We start from the raw sequence: 18,044 nt of genomic DNA on the forward strand, positions 1-18,044 counted from the left end.
GGTTCCGATTTCCTCGGTGCTTTCCAGGTTCCCGCTCTCGCGTTTCCCTTTCCGGCGGTGTCGACTCTAGCAGATCCTCTCGGGCCTGCCTTTCAGTCAACCAGGTTTGTCTTTGCGGCTGTTGGGCCGTTCCGACGTCCCAAACGGTAGCGGATCCTCTCGGCAGTTCCTAATCGGAGCTACCGGGTCCCGTCGAAATGAATTCAGGCGTGCCGAATTCAATCCCGTTGGGGGATCGTGCTGGTGGTTTGGTGTGCCGCATCCGCGGCGGAGGTGCTGTCGCAGAACCGTTACGGCCGCGGCAACTCGAAGTACCTTACGGATCTGCGAGGGGAGTGTCAAGTCTGCCCCAGGTGACCGTTCGGCAAACCGCGGATCCGGTCCCCGGCCCCAGGCCCCAGGCCCCGGCGTCAGTCCAGGTCGGTGAGCCGGCCGCCGGCGTCCGGCTGGGCGTCCTCCACGCGGCGCAGCAGCCGGGTCAGCACTTCCCCGAGGACGCCGCGCTCGTCCTGGGAGAGGTCCTGGAGCAGGTCCTCCTCGAAGACGGTGGCGAGGCGCATGGCCTCCAGCCACTTGTCGCGGCCTTCGGGCGTGAGCTCCACGATCACCCGGACCCGGTTGGACTCGTCCCGCTCCCGGGTGACGAGTCCTTCCGTCACCATCCGGTCGATCCGGTGCGTCATGGCCGCCGGGGTGAGGCCGAGCCGCTTCGCCAGATCGCTCGGGCCCAGGCAGTAGGGCGCTCCGGACAGGACGAGTGCCTTGAGGACCTCCCACTCGGCATTGCTGATACCGAGGGCGGCGGTCTGGCGGCCGTACGCGACGTTCATACGGCGGTTGAGGCGGCCCAGCGCCGAGACGATCTTCTCGACCTGGGGGTCGAGGTCCTGGAACTCGCGCTGGTAGGCGGCGATCTGCTCGTCCAGCGTCGGCTCGTTCACGGGGGTGTCGCCCATGGGCGCAGTATGGCACGCCCTCGCTTGGCATCGAAGTCCTTCGAGATGTACTGTTCAACTTCGAACTTTAGCTTCGAAGTCTTCATGCCTGCATTGTGAGGCAGGCGTAGGACTTCTCTCTCAAGGCAGGTGAAAGTGACCAGGGCGATGGGCGCGGAGATGCGCCGGATCCATGTGGGCAACGCGCTCAGCGCGTTCGGGCTCGGCTTCACCGTCCCCTATCTGTACGTCTACGTGGCGCAGGTACGGGACCTCGGTGCCATGACGGCGGGTCTCGTGCTCGCCGTCTTCGCCGTGGCCGCGCTCGTGGTGCTGCCGTTCGCCGGACGGGCCATCGTCCGGCGGGGCCCGCTGCCGGTGCTGCTCCTCGCCCTGGTCACCGCCGCGGCCGGAGCGCTGAGCCTGGGACTGGCGGCCGGCTCGACGGCCGTACTGATGTCCGCGGCCGCGCTCGGTGCCGGACAGGCCGTGATGCAGCCCGCGCTGGCGACGATGATCGTCGACTGCTCGACCGCCGAGACCCGCTCGCGTGCCTTCGCCACCCAGTTCTTCCTGCAGAACCTCGGACTCGGTGTCGGCGGGCTCATCGGCGGCCATCTCGTCGACGCCTCCCGGGTGAGCTCGTTCACCCTGCTCTTCGCGATCGAGGCGGCGATGTTCCTGCTGCTCGTGGTGGTCATGGCGACTGTGCGGATGCCGCGGGCGCCCAAGGTCGAGGGTGCGCCGGCACAGACCGGGGGCAGCTGGAAGCAGCTGCTCGGCAACCGGGCCATGGTGCAGCTGTGCGTCCTGGGCTTCGTGCTGTTCTTCGCCTGCTACGGCCAGTTCGAGTCGGGGCTCAGCGCGTACGGCGTCGAGGCGGCCGGTATCTCCACCTCCGCGCTCGGCACGGCTCTCGCCGCGAACACCGCGGTGATCGTCGTCGCGCAGTTCGCCGTGCTGCGGTTCGTCGAGCGGCGCAGGCGGTCCCGGGTGATCGCCGCGGTGGGGCTGATCTGGGCCCTCGCCTGGGTCGCCGCCGGGTACGCGGGGCTCGGGCACGGCAGCCAGGCCATGGCGACGGCCGCGTTCGTGTCGACGTACGCGCTCTTCGGGCTGGGTGAGGCGATGCTGTCACCGACCGTGGCGCCGCTGGTCGCGGACCTGGCGCCGAGCGGCCTGGCCGGGCAGTACAACTCGGCCTTCGCCCTGGTCAAGCAGCTGGCCCTCGCGGTCGGTCCGGCGGTGGGCGGGCCGATGGGCGCCTCGTTGCACGCCCCGTACATCGTGACGTTCCTGCTGTTCTCGCTGGGAATCACGGTCCTGGCGGTGCGGCTGGGGCGGCAGCTCACTCCCGTGCAGGATCAGCCCTCGCTGGCGAAGAGCCGGGTGGTCGTCCGGGGCGGGACGCCTGCCGAGCAGGTCCGGACCGCGGCCTGACCGGACCGCCGCCTGACCGGACCGCGCCACGGCGTACGACGGCCGTCACCACTGATGTGGTGGCGGCCGTCGCCGTGTCCGCCGCGGTGCGGGAGGGTTTCAGCGGATCGCCGTCACCAGGGTGGCCGTGAACGGGACGGTCGCCGTGCCGTCGGGATCCGTGCGGTCGGCCAGGGCCGCGGTGACGGCCTCGGCCGCCGCGGTGAGGCCGTCGGGTCCTGCGGCGTCCTCGATCGCCTGGCCCCACGGGACGGCCGAGAGGTACCCGCGGACGAAGGCGGCGAGCGGCGGCAGGGTGATGTCCGGGGTGACCTCGCGGACCGTCACCCCGTGGAAGCCCGCGTCGGTGAGGGCGCCCGCGAGCCGGTCGGCGGGACAGGAGAAGGCCGCCGCGAAGTACGCCTCCGCCGACGGGCCGCCGTGCTCGGTGAGGACCCGGCGCTGGGCGGCGAAGTACGGGGAGCGGTCCCAGGCGGCCCAGACGGTGGCGGCGAACCGCCCGCCGGGACGCAGGACCCTGGACACCTCGGCGAGGGCCGCGCCGAGGTCGGGGAAGCACTGGACGCCCTGCTGGCAGAGAACGGTGTCGAAGGCGTCGTCCGGCTGGGGGAGGCGGTCGGCGGGTGCCACCGTGAACTCGATGTCCGGGTACATGCGGGGCGCCTTGGCGGCGGCCACCTTCAGCATCGGCCCGCTGGGGTCGGCGGCCACGACGTGGCCCGTCGGGCCGACCCGGGCGGCCGCCGCGCGGGCCACGAAGCCGGTGCCGGCGGCGAGGTCGAGGACCTGGTGGCCCGGGCACAGGTCCACGGCGTCCAGGAGCGCCGCCACGAACGGCGCCATGACGGGTGCGCTGTACTGCTCGTAGCGCTCGGGAGCGCTGCCTTCGAACGGGGAGTCCTTTTCGTCTGCCTGGGGTGAGCTGGAAGTGGACATGGTGAGCTACTAGCACCGACGGGCGGGGCTGACCAGATGCCGCGCGACCCCTGGGTCAGGTGGTGCGGGCGAGCGCGAACTCGCACCAGACCGCCTTGCCGCCGCCGGGGGCGCGGCGGGAGCCCCAGTTCGAGGCGATGGCGGCGATGATCGCGATGCCGCGGCCGGACTCGTCGGCCGGTTCGGCGCGGCGGCGGCGCGGGAGGTGGTCGTCGCCGTCGGTGACCTCGACGATCAGGCGGCGGTCGGTGCGGCGCAGGCGCAGACGCATCGGCGGGGTGCCGTGCTGGAGGGAGTTGGCGACGAGTTCGCTGGCGGCCAGGACGCCGAGGTCGTGCAGGTCGGGCGGGAAGCGCCAGCTGGTGAGGACGCCGGAGGCGAAGGCACGCGCGCGTGGGGCCGCCTCCACGCCGCCGAGCAGTTCCAGGGCCGCGTTGCGGAAGAGGTCGCCGTCCGGGCCCGTACGCGCGGGGTGCTGGAGGACCAGGACGGCCACGTCGTCGTCGTGGTCGGCCGTCACGCCCGCCGAGCGGACCAGGCGGTCGCAGACCACCTGGGGGCTGCCCGTGGCGCCGGCGAGGGCGCCCGCCAGGGAGGTGATGCCCTCGTCGAGGTCCGCGTCCCGGCGCTCGACCAGGCCGTCGGTGTAGAGCACGGCGGTGGAGCCGGGGCCGAGGGGCACCGAGCCGGAGGCGTGCATCCAGCCGCCGGTGCCGAGCGGAGGGCCGGTGGGCTCGTCGGCGCGCAGGACCGTACCGCTCTCGTCCCGTACGAGGATGGGGAGGTGGCCCGCGGAGGCGTACACCAGCCGGCCCTCGTTCGGGTCGTGGACCGCGTACACGCAGGTGGCGATCTGGTTGGCGTCGATCTCCATGGCGAGGCCGTCGAGGAGCTGGAGCACCTCGTGCGGGGGCAGGTCGAGACGGGCGTACGCGCGGACGGCCGTGCGGAGCTGGCCCATGACGGCCGCCGCGCGGACCCCGCGGCCCATGACGTCGCCGATGACGAGGGCGGTGCGGCCGCCGCCGAGGGTGATCACGTCGTACCAGTCGCCGCCGACAGCGGTCTCCGTGCCGCCGGGGTGGTAGGTCGCGGCGACGCGCAGGTCGTCCGGTTCCTCCAGTTCCTGGGGCAGCAGGGAGCGCTGGAGGGTGACGGCGGTCTCGCGCTGACGGCGCTCGCTGGCGCGCAGCCGCTCGGCGGCCTCGGCGTGGTCGGTGACGTCCGCGGCGAAGATCAGCACGCCGCCACCACCACCGCTTCCGCCGCTCCCGTTCCCCTTTCCGCTTCCGTCTCCCTTTCCGCCGTCCTCCGGGACGACCGGCGCCTCGACGGGGACGGGGGTGCACGTGAACGTGTACGAGCGGCCGCCGGGCACCTTGCGGGACTTGACCGTGCGCGGCCTGGAGCTGCGCAGGACCTGGTCGAGGAGCGGCAGCAGGCCGATCCCGGCGAGCTCCGGCAGCGCGGCGCGCGCGGGTTCACCGGGCGGGCGGTCGCCGAAGGCCGCCACATAGGCGTCGTTCACGTACGCGAGGCGGTGGTCCGGGCCGTGCACGAGGGCGACCAGGGCCGGGATGCGGTCCAGGACCTCGCGGACCGGCAGCTCGTCCACGGCGGGGGTGAGCGCGACCGGGGCGTCCTCGGTGGCGGCCGGCCGATCGGCGCGTGCCGTGGGCACGGAGCCCTCCGAAGGGAGTGCCGTCGGCAGTCCGTCGGCCCGCGCCGCCGCGCGGCGCTGCGTTCCGGGGAGCCGGGCGCTCCAGCGCGTGAAGTTCACTGTGGGACAGGCCTCGTGGGATCGAAGGGCGAGCGGTCGGCCCGCCCATGGTCGTGGACCAGTGTGTCCGACCGGACCGACATCCGTCAGACGCCTGTCGCGCGGGCGGAGTTCCTGGATCCGGTCAGGACGACCCCTTCGGGTCCCGGGGGGGTTTTCCACCGGCCGCCAGTTCGAACTCCGCACGGGGATGTTCGAGCGAGCCGAGAGAGACGATCTCTCTCTTGAAGAGGCCCGAGAGGGTCCATTCGGCGAGCACGCGGGCCTTGCGGTTGAAGGTGGGCACCCGGCTCAGGTGGTAGAGGCGGTGCATGAACCAGGCGGGGTACCCCTTCAGCCTGCGTCCGTAGACGTGCGCGACGCCCTTGTGCAGTCCCAGGGAGGCGACCGAGCCCACGTACTTGTGGGAGTACGTCTCCAGCGGTTCGCCGCGCAGGGAGCGGACGATGTTGTCGCCGAGGACGGCGGCCTGGCGTACGGCGTGCTGGGCGTTCGGGGCCGTCTCCCGGCCGGGCTCCGGGGCGGTCACGTCGGGTACGGCGGCGGCGTCCCCCGCCGCCCACGCGTGCGGGGCGCCGTCCACGGTCAGCTGTGCGGTGCACTTCAGCCGGCCGCGTTCGTTCAGCGGCAGGTCGGTGGCCGCGAGGACCGGGTGGGGCTTCACGCCCGCCGTCCACACGACCGTGCGGGTCGGGAAACGGGCCCCGTCGCTGAGAACGGCGACGCGGTCGGAGCACGAGTCGAGGCGGGTCCGCAGGCGCACGTCGATGTTGCGGCGGCGCAGCTGGGTGACGGTGTACTTGCCCATCTCCTCACCGACCTCGGGGAGGATGCGGTCCGATGCCTCGACGAGGATCCACTTCATGTCGTCGGACTTGATGTTGTGGTAGTAGCGGGAGGCGTAGCGGGCCATGTCCTCCAGTTCGCCGAGCGCCTCCACCCCGGCGTAGCCGCCGCCCACGAAGACGAAGGTCAGGGCGGCGTCGCGGATCGCGGGGTCGCGGGTGGAGGAGGCGATGTCCATCTGCTCGATGACGTGGTTGCGCAGGCCGATGGCCTCCTCCACGGTCTTGAAGCCGATGCCGTACTCGGCGAGACCGGGGATCGGCAGGGTGCGCGAGACGGAGCCGGGGGCCAGGACCAGCTCGTCGTACGAGAGCTGGTCGGGGCCCGTGCCCTCCTCCTCGGTGGCGAGGGTGGCGACGGTCGCGGTGCGCTTCGCGTGGTCGACGGACGTGGCCTCGCCGATGACGACCCGGCAGCCGTCCAGGACGCGGCGCAGCGGCACGACGACGTGGCGCGGGGAGATCGAGCCCGCGGCGGCCTCGGGGAGGAACGGCTGGTAGGTCATGTACGGGTCGGGCGTGACCACGGTGATCTCCACGTCGCCCCGCCTCAGCTCCGGTCTGAGCTTCCGCTGCAGACGCAGAGCGGTGTACATCCCGACGTAGCCGCCGCCGACAACGAGAATGCGCGCGCGTTCCTTCACTCACCCATGACGCAACGCCTACCGGCGTTTGTCCACAGGCCCGTCAATTTGTGTGACCGGACGCCGAAGAAGCCTGGCCGGGGCCGATCCGTCCGGGCGTGGAAGGGATTCGCAGGTCAGCAGGTGTGAGCGGGGTGGCATTAGGGGGCGCAACCGGGACGTAAGCGGTCCGTACTCCGATCGGGGGGCGCTCCGTGCGGAACCTCCCCCTTCTGAATTGACTCCCACTCAACTATGTTCGTATGTCATCGGGGTGTGGGGGGACGCGCTCGACGGGTCCGTACGACGGGCCCTACGGCGAAGGCCGTTCCAAGGCCGTTCCGCTGACTCCGGCAGTCGATGGCGGGGAGAGTCTCCGGGGGGAGACGTCATTACCGGGGGAACACATATGCATACGCAGGACACTCATTGGACATCCGCGTCCGCCCTCGCGACGGGTGGCGCGGCCAGTGCGGCGGCGGGCAACGGACGCGCGGGGGACGTATCGCGCACCACGCCGCTGCGGGTGGACGCACAGCGCAATCTGGAGCACGTACTGCGTGCGGCGCGCGAGGTCTTCGGTGAGCTGGGGTACGGCGCTCCGATGGAGGACGTGGCGCGGCGCGCGCGGGTCGGCGTCGGCACGGTGTACCGGCGCTTCCCGAGCAAGGACGTCCTGGTCCGGCGCATAGCCGAGGAGGAGACCTCCCGGCTGACCGACCAGGCGCAGTCCGCGCTCGGGCAGGAGGACGAGCCGTGGTCGGCGCTCTCGCGCTTCCTGCGGACGTCGGTGGCCTCGGGCGCCGGGCGGTTATTGCCGCCACAGGTGTTGCGGGTGGGGGTCGCCGACGAAGGTCCGGTCCCTGACGGGACCTCGCTCCTCGACGGGGCGCGGGTGCCGCAGCAGCGGTACCAGTCCGGCCAGCCGGGCGGACACGGTGGGCCTGGCGGGTCTGGCGGGTCTGGCGGGCCCGAACTGCGGCTCGTGGAGCAGCGTCCGGCCTCCCTGGGGGGCCCGGACGAGGACGACGCCGGGGCGGCCCAGCTGCTGGAGGTCGTGGGCCGGCTCGTGGAGCGGGCGCGGGCGGCGGGCGAGCTGCGTACGGACGTGACGGTGTCGGACGTGCTGCTGGTGATCGCCACGGCGGCGCCGTCGCTGCCGGACGCGGCGCAGCAGGCGGCCGCGTCGGCGCGGCTGCTGGACATCCTGCTGGAAGGGCTGCGGTCACGTCCGGCGTCGGACGCCCGGGCCTGAACGTTGCCTCCGGGGGGTGCGGGTTGCCTCCGGCGGGGGTGCGGGTCGGCTCCGGCGGGGGTGCGGGTCGGCTCCGGCGGGGCCGGTTTTCCGGCCGGAGGTGGGTTGCCTCCGGCCGGTGCGCGTTCTTCGGTCGGGTGCGGGTGCGTGGGGGCTCGTCGCGCCGTTCCCCGCGTCCCTGACGGGGCTCCGGTCGCGGCGCCACGGCCGGTTGCCCTCAAGCCGTGCGCGTTCTTCGGCCGGGTGCAGGCGCGTGAGGGCTGGGCGCGCCGTTCCCCGCGCCCCTGACGGGGGCGGGGCGGTTGCCTGCGCTTCTAGGCCCTGCGCGCTCCCGCTCCCAGGGCGCCGCGCTGTGGGCGGATTCCTGCCGGGACGGCCCGTTGACGGGCGGGGGTGCCCGTCCAGCACGTTCCCCGGCGGTCCAGGAGCCGCCGTAGCCACAGTTCCAGCGAGACCAGGTCCGCCAGTCCTTCCAGCGGCAGCGGTTCACCTTCGGCCGCCGCCCGCAGGGCCTTGCGGACGACGCGTGCCTCCACCAGTCCCGCCTGGGCGAGCAGGGGCGTGTCGAAGAGCGCCACCAGTTCGTCCGCGGCGACCCGCAGCCCGGTGCGCGCCGCGGCCGAGGTTCCGGGGGAGGCGGCGCCCCAGCCCGCCGGGAGGTCGGTGACACCGGCGCCTTCGAGCACCGTACGGAGGATCGCGGCCCGCGCCCCGGGCTGGACGCGCAGCGCCTCGGGGAGGGCGCGGCAGGCCCGTACGACCTGGTTGTCGAGGAAGGGTGCGTGCAGCCGCTGGAACCGGACCTCGGCGGCCTGTTCCAGGACGCGCAGGTCGGAGGCGTGCCGGGCCAGCGCCGAGCGCGCCCGGAAGTCGCCCGGCCGCTGCCCGGGGCCGACGTTCGCGCGGGTGGTCCCACCCGTCAGGCGAACCGATACTTCAGCCAGCGCCTCACCGGTCAGCCAGCGCGCGGCGGGGCCGGGCCTGGCCCAGGTGAGCGCGGCCAGGGAGGCCCCCGCGGCACCGGCCGGCTCCTCGAACCGCCTGCTCAGCAGCCGGTCGGCCAGTCCTTCGACACCGGCGGGGTAGGGCGTGCGGGACAGTTTGCGGGCCGCGCCGTACACGCGCGCGGGGACCATGACGGAGCCGTCGGTCTTCGCCAGCGCCTTGACGGGACGCAGCAGATGGCGCCGCTTGCGGTCCATGAGCAGGTCCGCGAGGCGGGCCGGGTGTGCGTCCAGGACCTGCCGGGCGCCGTACCCCGTGAAGTGGTCGGCGCTGCCCGCGGCCAGGCGCGCGCGGTGGCGGGCGGCGGTCACCAGGGACGGGCCCGGCTCGTCGGTCAGCGGGCCCTCCAGCTCGGCGTAGGGGAGCATCTCCTCGCCCCCGGTCACCACCACGTGGTGCAGGCGCGGGTTGGCGGCGAGGGTCCCGGCCCGTTCCAGCTCGGCCTCCCGGCCCTTGACCGCCAGGTCGTTGAAGGTGACGGCCAGGAGGCGTTCACCGGCGCCCGTGCCGTGTCCGAGGACGGTGCCGGGGGCGCCGGGCAGACCGGCGGCGAGCAGGGCGAGCGTGCCGGAGGCGGGTCCTCCGGAGAGGTCGGCCCCGATGCCGGGCACGGGCATGCCGCGTGCGGCGCGCCGCTCGGCGGGCCCCATCCCCGGCACGGGTCCGGGATCCATGTCGACCCCCGGTACGTGCCGGGGCGCGGCGAGCCGGGCGCGCACGGCCTCCACCAGGGCGTCCCGGACCCCGTCCACCGCGCTGTCGGCGTCGGCGGCGGGGGCCGCGACGGCGAGGGAGGCCACCGGCTCGTACCCCGCGATCTCCCGTGCGCCGGCGCGCAGGATCAGCGCGTGCCCGGGCGGAATGCGTCGCACTCCCTCGTAAGGGGTGGAGTCGTGCAGGGCCGCCGGTACGTCGGGAGCGGCGAGCAGGGCGGCCAGGTGCCCGAAGTCGAGGTTGGCCTCGATGAGGTCGGCGAGGGGCAGGGCGGCGGTCGCGTAGGCCGTGCCGCTCGCCCAGGGGGTGTAGAACACCGGTCTCACACCCGCGAGATCGCCGCAGACCATGACCCGGCGGCCCACCTGGACGACAGCCGTGTAACTGCCGGACCAGGCCGTCAGGTGCCGCAGGGCCCCGCCGCGCGCGGCGATCAGACCGAGGCGCAGCTCCTCGTCGGAGGCGCCGCAGGTGCCGAGCACCGCCATGCGGTTCCGGTCGTCGGCCCTGACGACACGCACCTCGTCGGGGCGCCAGTCGCCGACCGCCCAGAGCGGGTCGGGGTCGCCCCACAGGAGCTGGGACCCGACCGGGTGGACCGTCTCCCCGTCGCTGCCGGTCGCGCCCGCCGAACCGAACTCAGGCGCACGAGCGGCGGTACTGCTCCATCCCACCAACCACCGCATCGCCGCCTCCACAGGCTGTGGACAACCAGGGCACCGCACGAACCGGACACCATGCTGCCACGAAGAGAGAGCGCCGGAGGGTCGGCGGGGCCGCTTGCGCTCCCCGGAGTGCGCCCCTGTGGAGATGCCCCCTCAGCGGTGAACTCACGCGCGTCGAAGGGCGGAAGCGGGGAATCGACCCACGGCCTGCGACGTGAATGCGCCCCCGAAACGCTCCCCCAGAACATCCAACGCGCCCGCAAGTACCGTGGTGGAAGCGGTATTTGACCTCAGAAGGAGGGGGGCTGTATTCAGCCAAATCGAGAATGGACGAACAGCGTTGCACACTCTCCGTACAGGCTGTGCGCATCGCACGGTCCGGGAGGCGGACTCCGCCTCCCGGACCGGTCCGCCGCCCGCGGGGATGTAGGCGGCGGTGTCCCCCAGCCCACCGGATCCAGTACAGCGGGCCGACCCACGCACCATCCATCGAAGCGCTCCCCCGGTGGCCGGAGAAGAGCGCACGGACGGGCGCACTGCCACACAACGGGAGCACGCCACGACGCTCCGTGCTCGCCCCCGGACCACAATCCCGCCATCCGGAACAATGCCCCTTAACGCTTGGGATGCGGCGAACTACCCTGTGTTTGCCTGTGTTTTCGCGGGAGGCATATTCCTGAGGGCTCAGCCACGTGCGTGTGCGGGTGGGGTTCCAGGGGTCGGCGCTCGGGGGGACACAGCACGAATGCCGCGGGGCGACACCCATTGCGGCAGCCGTCTGTGTCGAGGGGTGGCGCAATGTCCAGGGAGCAACGCGGGCCGAACGAAAAACTCGGCGCCGTTCTCGCCCTCGCGGGAATCAGCAACGCAGGACTCGCGCGTCGCGTCAACGACCTCGGCGCCCAACGCGGGTTGACTCTTCGCTACGACAAGACGTCGGTGGCGCGCTGGGTGTCGAAGGGCATGGTGCCGCAGGGTGCCGCGCCGCACCTCATCGCCGCCGCCATCGGCCAGAAGCTCGGCCGCCCGGTGCCGCTGCACGAGATCGGCCTGGCGGACGCGGACCCCGCGCCGGAGGTGGGTCTCGCCTTCCCCCGCGACGTGGGACAGGCCGTGCGCTCGGCGACCGACCTCTACCGCCTCGATCTCGCGGGGCGCCGGGCCGGCTCCGGCGGCATCTGGCAGTCGCTCGCCGGCTCCTTCGCGGTGAGCGCCTACGCGACCCCCGCCTCGCGGTGGCTGATAACCCCGGCCGACAGTTCGGTGGCACGGGACGCCGGCCCGCTGGAGGGCTCCGCCGCGCCGCTGAAAGTCGGCCACAGCGACGTGGTGAAGCTGCGGGAGGCCGCCGAGGACGCCAGGCGCTGGGACTCCAAGTACGGAGGCGGCGACTGGCGTTCTTCCATGGTGCCGGAGTGCCTGCGCGTCGAGGCGGCGCCGCTGCTCCTCGGCTCGTACTCCGACGAGGTCGGCCGCTCCCTCTTCGGGGCGAGCGCCGAACTCACCCGCCTAGCCGGCTGGATGGCCTTCGACACCGGCCAGCAGGAGGCGGCCCAGCGCTACTACATCCAGGCGCTGCGCCTGGCCCGCGCGGCGGCGGACGTGCCCCTCGGGGGTTACGTACTGGCCTCCATGTCCCTCCAGGCGACCTACCGCGGCTTCGGCGACGAGGGCGTGGACCTCGCGCAGGCCGCCCTCGAACGCAACCGGGGCCTGGCCACCGCCCGCACGATGAGTTTCTTCCGCCTGGTCGAGGCGCGGGCCCACGCGCGCGCGGGCGACGCCCACGCGGCCGGCGGCGCCCTGAAGGCCGCCGAGGGCTGGCTGGAGCGGGCCCGCGACGGCGACCAGGACCCGTCCTGGCTGGGCTTCTACTCGTACGACCGCTTCGCGGCGGACGCGGCGGAGTGCTACCGCGACCTGAAGGCCCCGCGGCAGGTGCGCCGCTTCACGGAACAGGCCCTGTCGAGGCCGACGGAGGAGTTCGTCCGCTCCCACGGGCTGCGCCTGGTGGTGTCCGCGGTCGCGGAACTGGAGTCGGGCAACCTGGACGCGGCGTGCGAGCAGGGGGTGCGGGCGGTGGAGGTCGCCGGGCGCATCTCCTCGGCCCGCACGACGGAGTACGTGAAGGACCTGCTGCACCGGCTGGAGCCGTACGGGGACGAGCCGCGGGTCGTCGAACTGCGCGAACGCGCCAGGCCGCTGCTGATGGCGCCGGCCTAGGGCCGGCCTCCGCCGGGGGCGGCTCCCGCCGGGGCCGGCTCCCGTCGCGTCCGGACGGCCGCTGCCCGGCGAAAGGTGCGGGTGCTCCGTGGCCGGTCGCGCGGTTCCCCGCGCCCCTGAAGGGCGCGACACGGCCGCCGCCGGCACGGGTGCGGACGACGGGTGACCTCGTACTCCCGCGCCACCCCGTTCCCGGCTTCTGGTTTGAGGCCGTTGTCAGTGGCGCAAGGCACTATCGGGATCGGCAACCGGAAGTGCGCGACAGTGGGGGTGGGCGGGCGGATGGTGCGGGCGGCGGTCTCCTACGACTGCGACGTGCTGGTGATCGGTGGCGGGATCGTCGGCCTGTCGACGGCGTACGCGATCACGCACGCCGCCCCGGGCACCCGGGTGACGGTACTGGAGAAGGAACCCGGCCCCGCCCGGCACCAGACGGGCCGCAACAGCGGGGTCATCCACAGCGGGGTCTACTACCGCCCGGGCTCCCTGAAGGCACGGTTCGCGGTGCGGGGCGCCGCCGAGATGGTCAAGTTCTGCGCCGAGTACGACATCCCGCACGCGGTGACCGGCAAGCTGATCGTCGCCACGGAGCGCGACGAGCTCCCCAGACTGCACGCGCTCGTCCAGCGGGGCCGGGAGAACGGCATACCGGTACGGGAGCTGGGCGCCGCCCAGATCGGCGCGTACGAGCCCGAGGTGCGAGGTCTCGCCGCGATCCACGTGGCCACGACCGGGGTGTGCGACTTCTCGGCCGTGACCCGCCGGCTCGCGGAGGCATCCGGCGCCCGCATCCGCTACGGCACGAAGGCCGTGTCCATCGACCGCCGCCCCGACCTCGGCGTGGCGGTCCGCACGGACGACGGCACGGTCGTCCGCGCCCGCGTCCTCGTCAACTGCGCCGGCCTCCACTGCGACGGGATCGCCCGCCTCACCGGCGACGAACCCCGGGTGCGGATCATCCCGTTCCGCGGCGAGTACTACACCCTCGCCCGCCCCGAGCTGGTCCGCGGCCTCGTCTACCCGGTCCCCGACCCGGCCTTCCCCTTCCTCGGCGTCCATCTGACCCGCGGCATCGACGGCAGCGTCCACATCGGCCCGAACGCGGTCCCGGCCCTGGCCCGCGAGGGTTACGACTGGCGAACGGTCCGCCCCCGCGAACTGGGCGCGACCCTCGCCTGGCCCGGCTCCTGGCACCTGGCCCGGCGCCACTGGCGCTACGGCGGCGGGGAACTGCACCGCTCCCTCTCGAAGGCCGCCTTCACCCGGGCGGTCCGCCGCCTGCTCCCCGCGGCGACCCCGGACGACCTCGTCCCCTCCCCCGCGGGCGTCCGCGCCCAGGCGGTCCTCCGCGACGGCACCCTCGTGGACGACTTCCTGATCCAGGAGGGCCCCCGCACGGTCCACGTCCTGAACGCCCCCTCCCCCGCGGCCACCGCGTCCCTCCCGATCGGCAGAGAGGTGGCCCGAAGAGCGCTCAGGGCCCTGGCGGCCCTCTGAACGCAACGCAGACGCATGCAGACGCATGCAGACTCATACGGACGACCGGCGGCCCCGACCCCGGTCCCGGCGGACGTAAAATCGACGCACTGTGTCTGACTCATCCCGCACCCCCGAGCCCCGCTCCCCCCGCCCCCCGAGAAGCGAGCCCCGCTTCCCGGACGGCCCCCGGCCCGACCCGGCCGGCTCCCACCACGAGCGCAGGATCCGCAGCTTCCAGCCCCGCCGCAGCCGGGTGACCCCCGGGCAGGCGGACGCGCTGCACCGCCTGTGGCCCAAGTGGGGCCTGGACATCGACGGGAAGCGGATCCTCGACCTGCCGGACCTGTTCGGCGCCGACATCCCGGTCGTACTGGAGATCGGCTTCGGCATGGGCGAGGCGACGGCGCAGATGGCCGCCGAGGACCCCGGCACCGGAATCCTCGCCGTGGACGTCCACACCCCGGGCCAGGGCAACCTGCTGAACCTCGCGGACAAGGCCGGCCTGTCCAACCTCCGGGTGGCCAACGGTGACGCGATCATCCTGCTCCGCGAGATGCTCGCACCGAGCGCCCTCGCCGGCCTGCGCGTCTACTTCCCGGACCCCTGGCCCAAGAAGCGCCACCACAAGCGGCGCCTGATCCAGCCGGAGTTCCTCACGCTCGCCGCCTCCCGCCTGCGCCCGGGCGCCCTGCTGCACTGCGCGACGGACTGGGAGGAGTACGCGGAGGTCATGCTGGAGGTCCTCACGGCACACCCCGACTTCGAGAACACCCAGCCCGGCGGCGGCTACGCGCCACGCCCGGACTTCCGTCCCCTGACCCGCTTCGAGGGCCAGGGCCTGGACAAGGGCCACGTGGTGAACGATCTCCTGTTCCGCCGCGTACCGCTTCATACGGACAGCACGGGCAACACAGGCAGCACGGACAGCACGGGCACCTGAGCACCCCTGACGGGGCGCTCTCGCGGGCGAAGCCCCTCCCTCGTTAGGGTTTTTGTCATGGCCACCAGCCTCCCACCCCCGACACCCCCCGGTTTCCCCGCCGGAGGCCCCCGTCGGCGCGCCCACTGGTGGCAGCGCACCTGGCTGCGCTACGCCGCGCTGACCACCCTCCTCACCCTGTCCGGCCTCGTCATCCTGGCCCTGGTCCGCAGGCAGACCGGCACGGAGGGCTTCCTGGTGGGCCTCGGCCTCGCCGTCCTGCCCGTCCCGCTGCTCGTCGCCGCGTTCCGCTGGCTGGACCGGGTCGATCCGGGCCCCTGGCGGAACCTGCTCTTCTCCTTCGCCTGGGGCGCCTGCGCGGCCGCGCTGATAGCCATCGTCGCGAACAGCTTCGCGACGCAGTGGATAGCGACGGCCACCGCGGACCCGTCCCACGCGGACACCCTCGGCGCGACGGTGATAGCGCCGGTCGTTGAGGAGTCGGCGAAGGCCGCGGCGGTCCTGCTCGTCTTCCTGTTCCGCAGACGGGACTTCACCGGGATAGTCGACGGCGTGGTGATAGCCGGCGTCACGGCGACCGGCTTCGCGTTCACCGAGAACATCCTCTATCTGGGCACGGCGTTCGGCACGGACCAGGTCACCGGCGACACCGGCATCTTCTCCGTCACGGCGGCCACCTTCTTCGTACGCGTGATCATGTCGCCGTTCGCGCATCCGCTGTTCACCGTGCTGACGGGCATCGGCTTCGGCGTCGCGGCGCTCTCGGCGGACCGCCAGCAGGTGCGCCGTGTGCTCCTCCCCGTCACCGGGCTGCTGCTCGCGATGGGCATGCACGCGGTGTGGAACGGCTCGTCGACCTTCGGCGAGTACGGCTTCTTCGCGGTCTACGCGGTCTTCATGGTCCCGGTCTTCGGACTGCTGACCTGGCTGGCCGTCTGGACCCGCCAGCGCGAACTGGGCACGGTCCGCGCCGAACTGCCGTCGTACGCCATGGCCGGCTGGCTGGCCCCGCCCGAGCCCTTCGCCCTCGGCTCGATGAGGGCACGGCGGCTGGCCCGGAAGTACGCCGCACGGCACGGCGGCCGGGACGCGGGCCGGGCGGTGGCGGAGTACGAGGCGTACGCGACGTCGCTGGCGTTCCTGCGCCACCGGGGCCGCCGGGGCCGTGCGGGGGCGGACTTCGCGGTGCGCGAGCGGGAGTTGCTCCACGAGCTGTGGGCCCGCCGGGAACCGGCCCGCCCGGCCCTGGCGTACGCGGCGAGGGCCACGGCCCCGCCTCCGGCACCGTCCCCCTGGCCGGCGGCGTGCGGGTACCCGCACGGACAGTACGGACTGTACGGACATCCGCAGGGATGTTACGGATACCCGGCACCCCAGTACCCGGCGTACAACCCGTACCGCTCTTAACCCGTGCCGCTCTCAGCCCGTCCCGCTCCCTCCGGAGCCGACACGGCGCGACGCGCCGAGCCGGTCACCGCGAAAGCGGTGAAGCTCGACGCGTCGGAAGTCGCGGTCTCGGTCGTGGTCGCGGGAAGGCGGCGGAACCTACGGGTTGAGCCCGTTGCCCCGCAGCCAGGCCATCGGGTCCACCGGGGCGCCACCGCTGGTGTAGACCTCCAGGTGGAGGTGCGCCCCCGTGACGTTGCCGGTCGCGCCCACGCGGCCGATGACGTCGCCGGTGCTGACCTTCTGCCCGACGCTGACGCCGATCGACGACTGGTGGGCGTACCAGACCTCCGTACCGTCGTCGAGCGTGAGGACCGTGCGGTAGCCGTACGAGCCGCTCCAGCCCGCCTCGGTGATGGTGCCGCTGTGAACCGCCTTGAGCGGGGTACCCGTGGGAGCGGCGAAGTCCAGACCCGTGTGCTGACCGGAGGACCACAGCGCGCCGGCCTGACCGTAGGTCGAGGTGATCGTGTACGAGGAGGTGGGCAGCGTGTACTGCTTGGCGAGCGTGGCGAGGCGCGCGGCCTCGACCTTCGCCGCGGCCTCCGCCTTCTTCTTCTTCTCGGCGGCGACGGCCTTGGCCTTCGCCTCGTCCCGCTCCTTGGCCGCCGCCTCGGCGGCCTTCTTCGCGGCGGCGGCCTCGGCGGCCGCCTGGGCCTCGCGGTCCACCTGGTCCTGCTGGAGCTCGGCCTGGAGCATGATGCGGGCGCGCAGCGCCTCACCCGCGTCCGCGTTGCCCTGCTCGGCGTCGGCGGTGGTGAGACCGGCGTCGGTGAGCGGCGTGCTGGAGCCCTCGGGGGTCTCCTCGTCGGAGATCAGCGAGCCCACGTTCGGCAGGTCGGGGATCGAGATCGACACCGGCGGCTTGCCGGTCTGCGCGGTGGCCATGCCGCCCGCGCCGACGGCGGCTATGACACCGACGCCCAGAACGGTCGAGCTGCGGGCGAGTCCTCCGCCGCGCTGCTTGGAGACACGGTGCCGGCCGCGGACGGGAAGGACGGTGTCCGCGCTGGGATTCCAGACCTCCCAGGTCTCCTCGTCCCTGCGCGCGCCGTAAGCGAAGGTGTCGGGCTTCTTCTCACCCGACGACTCACCCGTCACCTCATCCGGTACGAACGAGGGCATGGGGGCAGGCCTGTTGGACGCCACGTGGGCGCGCTCCTTTCCTTCCTTCTCGCCTACCGGGTTAGCTGACGGGTTCGGAGCAGGAAGGTCTCCTACGCGCGTCAACCGCGGTGTGCTCCACCGCGAAAGACGTGCGATTCACCCCATGTAGGTGGTTCCCCGGTTCCCTTGCGGGATTCGGCGCGTGCGCACGGAGCCGTCTCTTGTGACGGCTGGGACAACCGCGCTGCGTTATCGAACGTTAATAGACCCGGGCACCTGATTCCAAGCTGTTCTTGGTGATCGTTAAGGCTTCCGGCCTGGACCAACGGGTCTTGAGCGGATCAAACGGGCGAGTTGCCCTCGTTCTGAAGATGTGACTTTCGTCAGGGGCGGATCTGCCGTTGTGCGCAGGGGTGCCACATGACTACTGAAAGTGATAGGACGCCGAACGGCCCGCGATCGTCCCGGAAGACACCTGAGGCCGGAATCCATTGGATTCCGGCCTCAGGTCTTCAGTAGCGGGGACAGGATTTGAACCTGCGACCTCTGGGTTATGAGCCCAGCGAGCTACCGAGCTGCTCCACCCCGCGTCGTTATGACCAGTGTACGCCATCCGCGGGACCCGAGGCACGCGGGTAAGTGCCGAGGCCC

At 72.7% G+C, this 18,044-nt stretch carries 12 protein-coding genes, 1 tRNA gene and 1 riboswitch; of the genes, 6 read left to right on the forward strand and 7 right to left on the reverse strand.

Annotated features, from left to right (window positions below; translation table 11 throughout):
• Nucleotides 1–410: 410 nt before the first annotated feature.
• Complete coding sequence (locus tag KM933_RS05115) at nucleotides 411–956, reverse strand: MarR family winged helix-turn-helix transcriptional regulator (RefSeq protein WP_221348594.1); 546 nt, start codon at nucleotides 954–956, stop codon at nucleotides 411–413.
• 147 nt (nucleotides 957–1,103) lie between these two features.
• Here KM933_RS05115 and KM933_RS05120 point away from each other — a divergent pair, with 147 nt between their 5' ends.
• Entirely contained in the window at nucleotides 1,104–2,375 is a 1,272-nt protein-coding gene (locus KM933_RS05120; protein WP_221348966.1) for an MFS transporter, read from the forward strand.
• Nucleotides 2,376–2,474: 99 nt separating this feature from the next.
• Here the strand turns inward: KM933_RS05120 and KM933_RS05125 are convergent, their stop codons facing one another.
• From KM933_RS05125 to KM933_RS05135, 3 genes are all read right to left on the reverse strand, one after another.
• Nucleotides 2,475–3,311: a class I SAM-dependent methyltransferase gene (locus tag KM933_RS05125; RefSeq protein WP_260333085.1), complete on the reverse strand. Its 837-nt coding sequence runs from the start codon at nucleotides 3,309–3,311 to the stop codon at nucleotides 2,475–2,477.
• Between the two features lie 55 nt (nucleotides 3,312–3,366).
• A complete protein-coding gene (locus KM933_RS05130; protein WP_221348596.1) occupies nucleotides 3,367–5,091 on the reverse strand; it encodes an ATP-binding SpoIIE family protein phosphatase in 1,725 nt (574 codons plus the stop codon).
• Nucleotides 5,092–5,215: 124 nt separating this feature from the next.
• Nucleotides 5,216–6,580 carry an NAD(P)/FAD-dependent oxidoreductase gene (locus KM933_RS05135; protein WP_221348598.1) on the reverse strand — a complete coding sequence of 455 codons (1,365 nt, stop codon included), beginning with the start codon at nucleotides 6,578–6,580 and terminating at the stop codon, nucleotides 5,216–5,218.
• Nucleotides 6,581–6,968: 388 nt separating this feature from the next.
• Between KM933_RS05135 and KM933_RS05140 the strand changes: the two genes are divergently transcribed.
• Nucleotides 6,969–7,814 (forward strand): TetR/AcrR family transcriptional regulator, encoded by an 846-nt coding sequence (locus KM933_RS05140; protein WP_221348600.1) that lies wholly within the window; start codon nucleotides 6,969–6,971, stop codon nucleotides 7,812–7,814.
• Nucleotides 7,815–8,128: 314 nt separating this feature from the next.
• On the opposite strand, the gene KM933_RS05145 is transcribed toward KM933_RS05140, so the two are convergent.
• Entirely contained in the window at nucleotides 8,129–10,219 is a 2,091-nt protein-coding gene (locus KM933_RS05145; protein WP_221348602.1) for an asparagine synthase-related protein, read from the reverse strand.
• A gap of 777 nt (nucleotides 10,220–10,996) precedes the next feature.
• Here KM933_RS05145 and KM933_RS05150 point away from each other — a divergent pair.
• The 4 genes from KM933_RS05150 to KM933_RS05165 all read left to right on the forward strand — a co-directional run bounded on the left by KM933_RS05150 (nucleotide 10,997) and on the right by KM933_RS05165 (nucleotide 16,247).
• Complete coding sequence (locus KM933_RS05150) at nucleotides 10,997–12,421, forward strand: NsdA family TPR-like regulatory protein (protein WP_221348604.1); 1,425 nt, start codon at nucleotides 10,997–10,999, stop codon at nucleotides 12,419–12,421.
• Nucleotides 12,422–12,703: 282 nt separating this feature from the next.
• Nucleotides 12,704–13,918, forward strand: a complete 1,215-nt coding sequence (gene lhgO, locus KM933_RS05155; protein ID WP_221348971.1) for an L-2-hydroxyglutarate oxidase — start codon at nucleotides 12,704–12,706, stop codon at nucleotides 13,916–13,918.
• A gap of 91 nt (nucleotides 13,919–14,009) precedes the next feature.
• Entirely contained in the window at nucleotides 14,010–14,840 is an 831-nt protein-coding gene (gene trmB / locus KM933_RS05160) for a tRNA (guanosine(46)-N7)-methyltransferase TrmB (protein WP_221348606.1), read from the forward strand.
• 57 nt (nucleotides 14,841–14,897) lie between these two features.
• Complete coding sequence (locus KM933_RS05165) at nucleotides 14,898–16,247, forward strand: PrsW family intramembrane metalloprotease (protein ID WP_221348608.1); 1,350 nt, start codon at nucleotides 14,898–14,900, stop codon at nucleotides 16,245–16,247.
• Between the two features lie 138 nt (nucleotides 16,248–16,385).
• Here KM933_RS05165 and KM933_RS05170 read toward each other — a convergent pair whose 3' ends face one another.
• Nucleotides 16,386–17,435, reverse strand: a complete 1,050-nt coding sequence (locus KM933_RS05170) for a M23 family metallopeptidase (protein WP_221348610.1) — start codon at nucleotides 17,433–17,435, stop codon at nucleotides 16,386–16,388.
• Between the two features lie 11 nt (nucleotides 17,436–17,446).
• Nucleotides 17,447–17,604: riboswitch (cyclic di-AMP (ydaO/yuaA leader) on the reverse strand.
• A 305-nt stretch (nucleotides 17,605–17,909) separates the two neighbouring features.
• A tRNA-Met gene (locus KM933_RS05175) sits at nucleotides 17,910–17,983 on the reverse strand.
• Nucleotides 17,984–18,044 lie beyond the last annotated feature (61 nt).

Source organism: Streptomyces beigongshangae, assembly GCF_019710745.1.
Lineage (GTDB): Bacteria > Actinomycetota > Actinomycetes > Streptomycetales > Streptomycetaceae > Streptomyces > Streptomyces beigongshangae.

Excerpts from the sequence above, each read along its gene's own strand:
- KM933_RS05115 (WP_221348594.1), bottom strand. The coding sequence starts at position 956 with ATGGGCGACACCCCCGTGAACGAGCCGACGCTGGACGAGCAGATCGCC.
- KM933_RS05120 (WP_221348966.1), top strand. The coding sequence starts at position 1,104 with ATGGGCGCGGAGATGCGCCGGATCCATGTGGGCAACGCGCTCAGCGCG.
- KM933_RS05125 (WP_260333085.1), bottom strand. The coding sequence starts at position 3,311 with ATGTCCACTTCCAGCTCACCCCAGGCAGACGAAAAGGACTCCCCGTTC.
- KM933_RS05140 (WP_221348600.1), top strand. The coding sequence starts at position 6,969 with ATGCATACGCAGGACACTCATTGGACATCCGCGTCCGCCCTCGCGACG.
- KM933_RS05145 (WP_221348602.1), bottom strand. The coding sequence starts at position 10,219 with ATGCGGTGGTTGGTGGGATGGAGCAGTACCGCCGCTCGTGCGCCTGAG.
- KM933_RS05150 (WP_221348604.1), top strand. The coding sequence starts at position 10,997 with ATGTCCAGGGAGCAACGCGGGCCGAACGAAAAACTCGGCGCCGTTCTC.
- lhgO (WP_221348971.1), top strand. The coding sequence starts at position 12,704 with ATGGTGCGGGCGGCGGTCTCCTACGACTGCGACGTGCTGGTGATCGGT.
- KM933_RS05165 (WP_221348608.1), top strand. The coding sequence starts at position 14,898 with ATGGCCACCAGCCTCCCACCCCCGACACCCCCCGGTTTCCCCGCCGGA.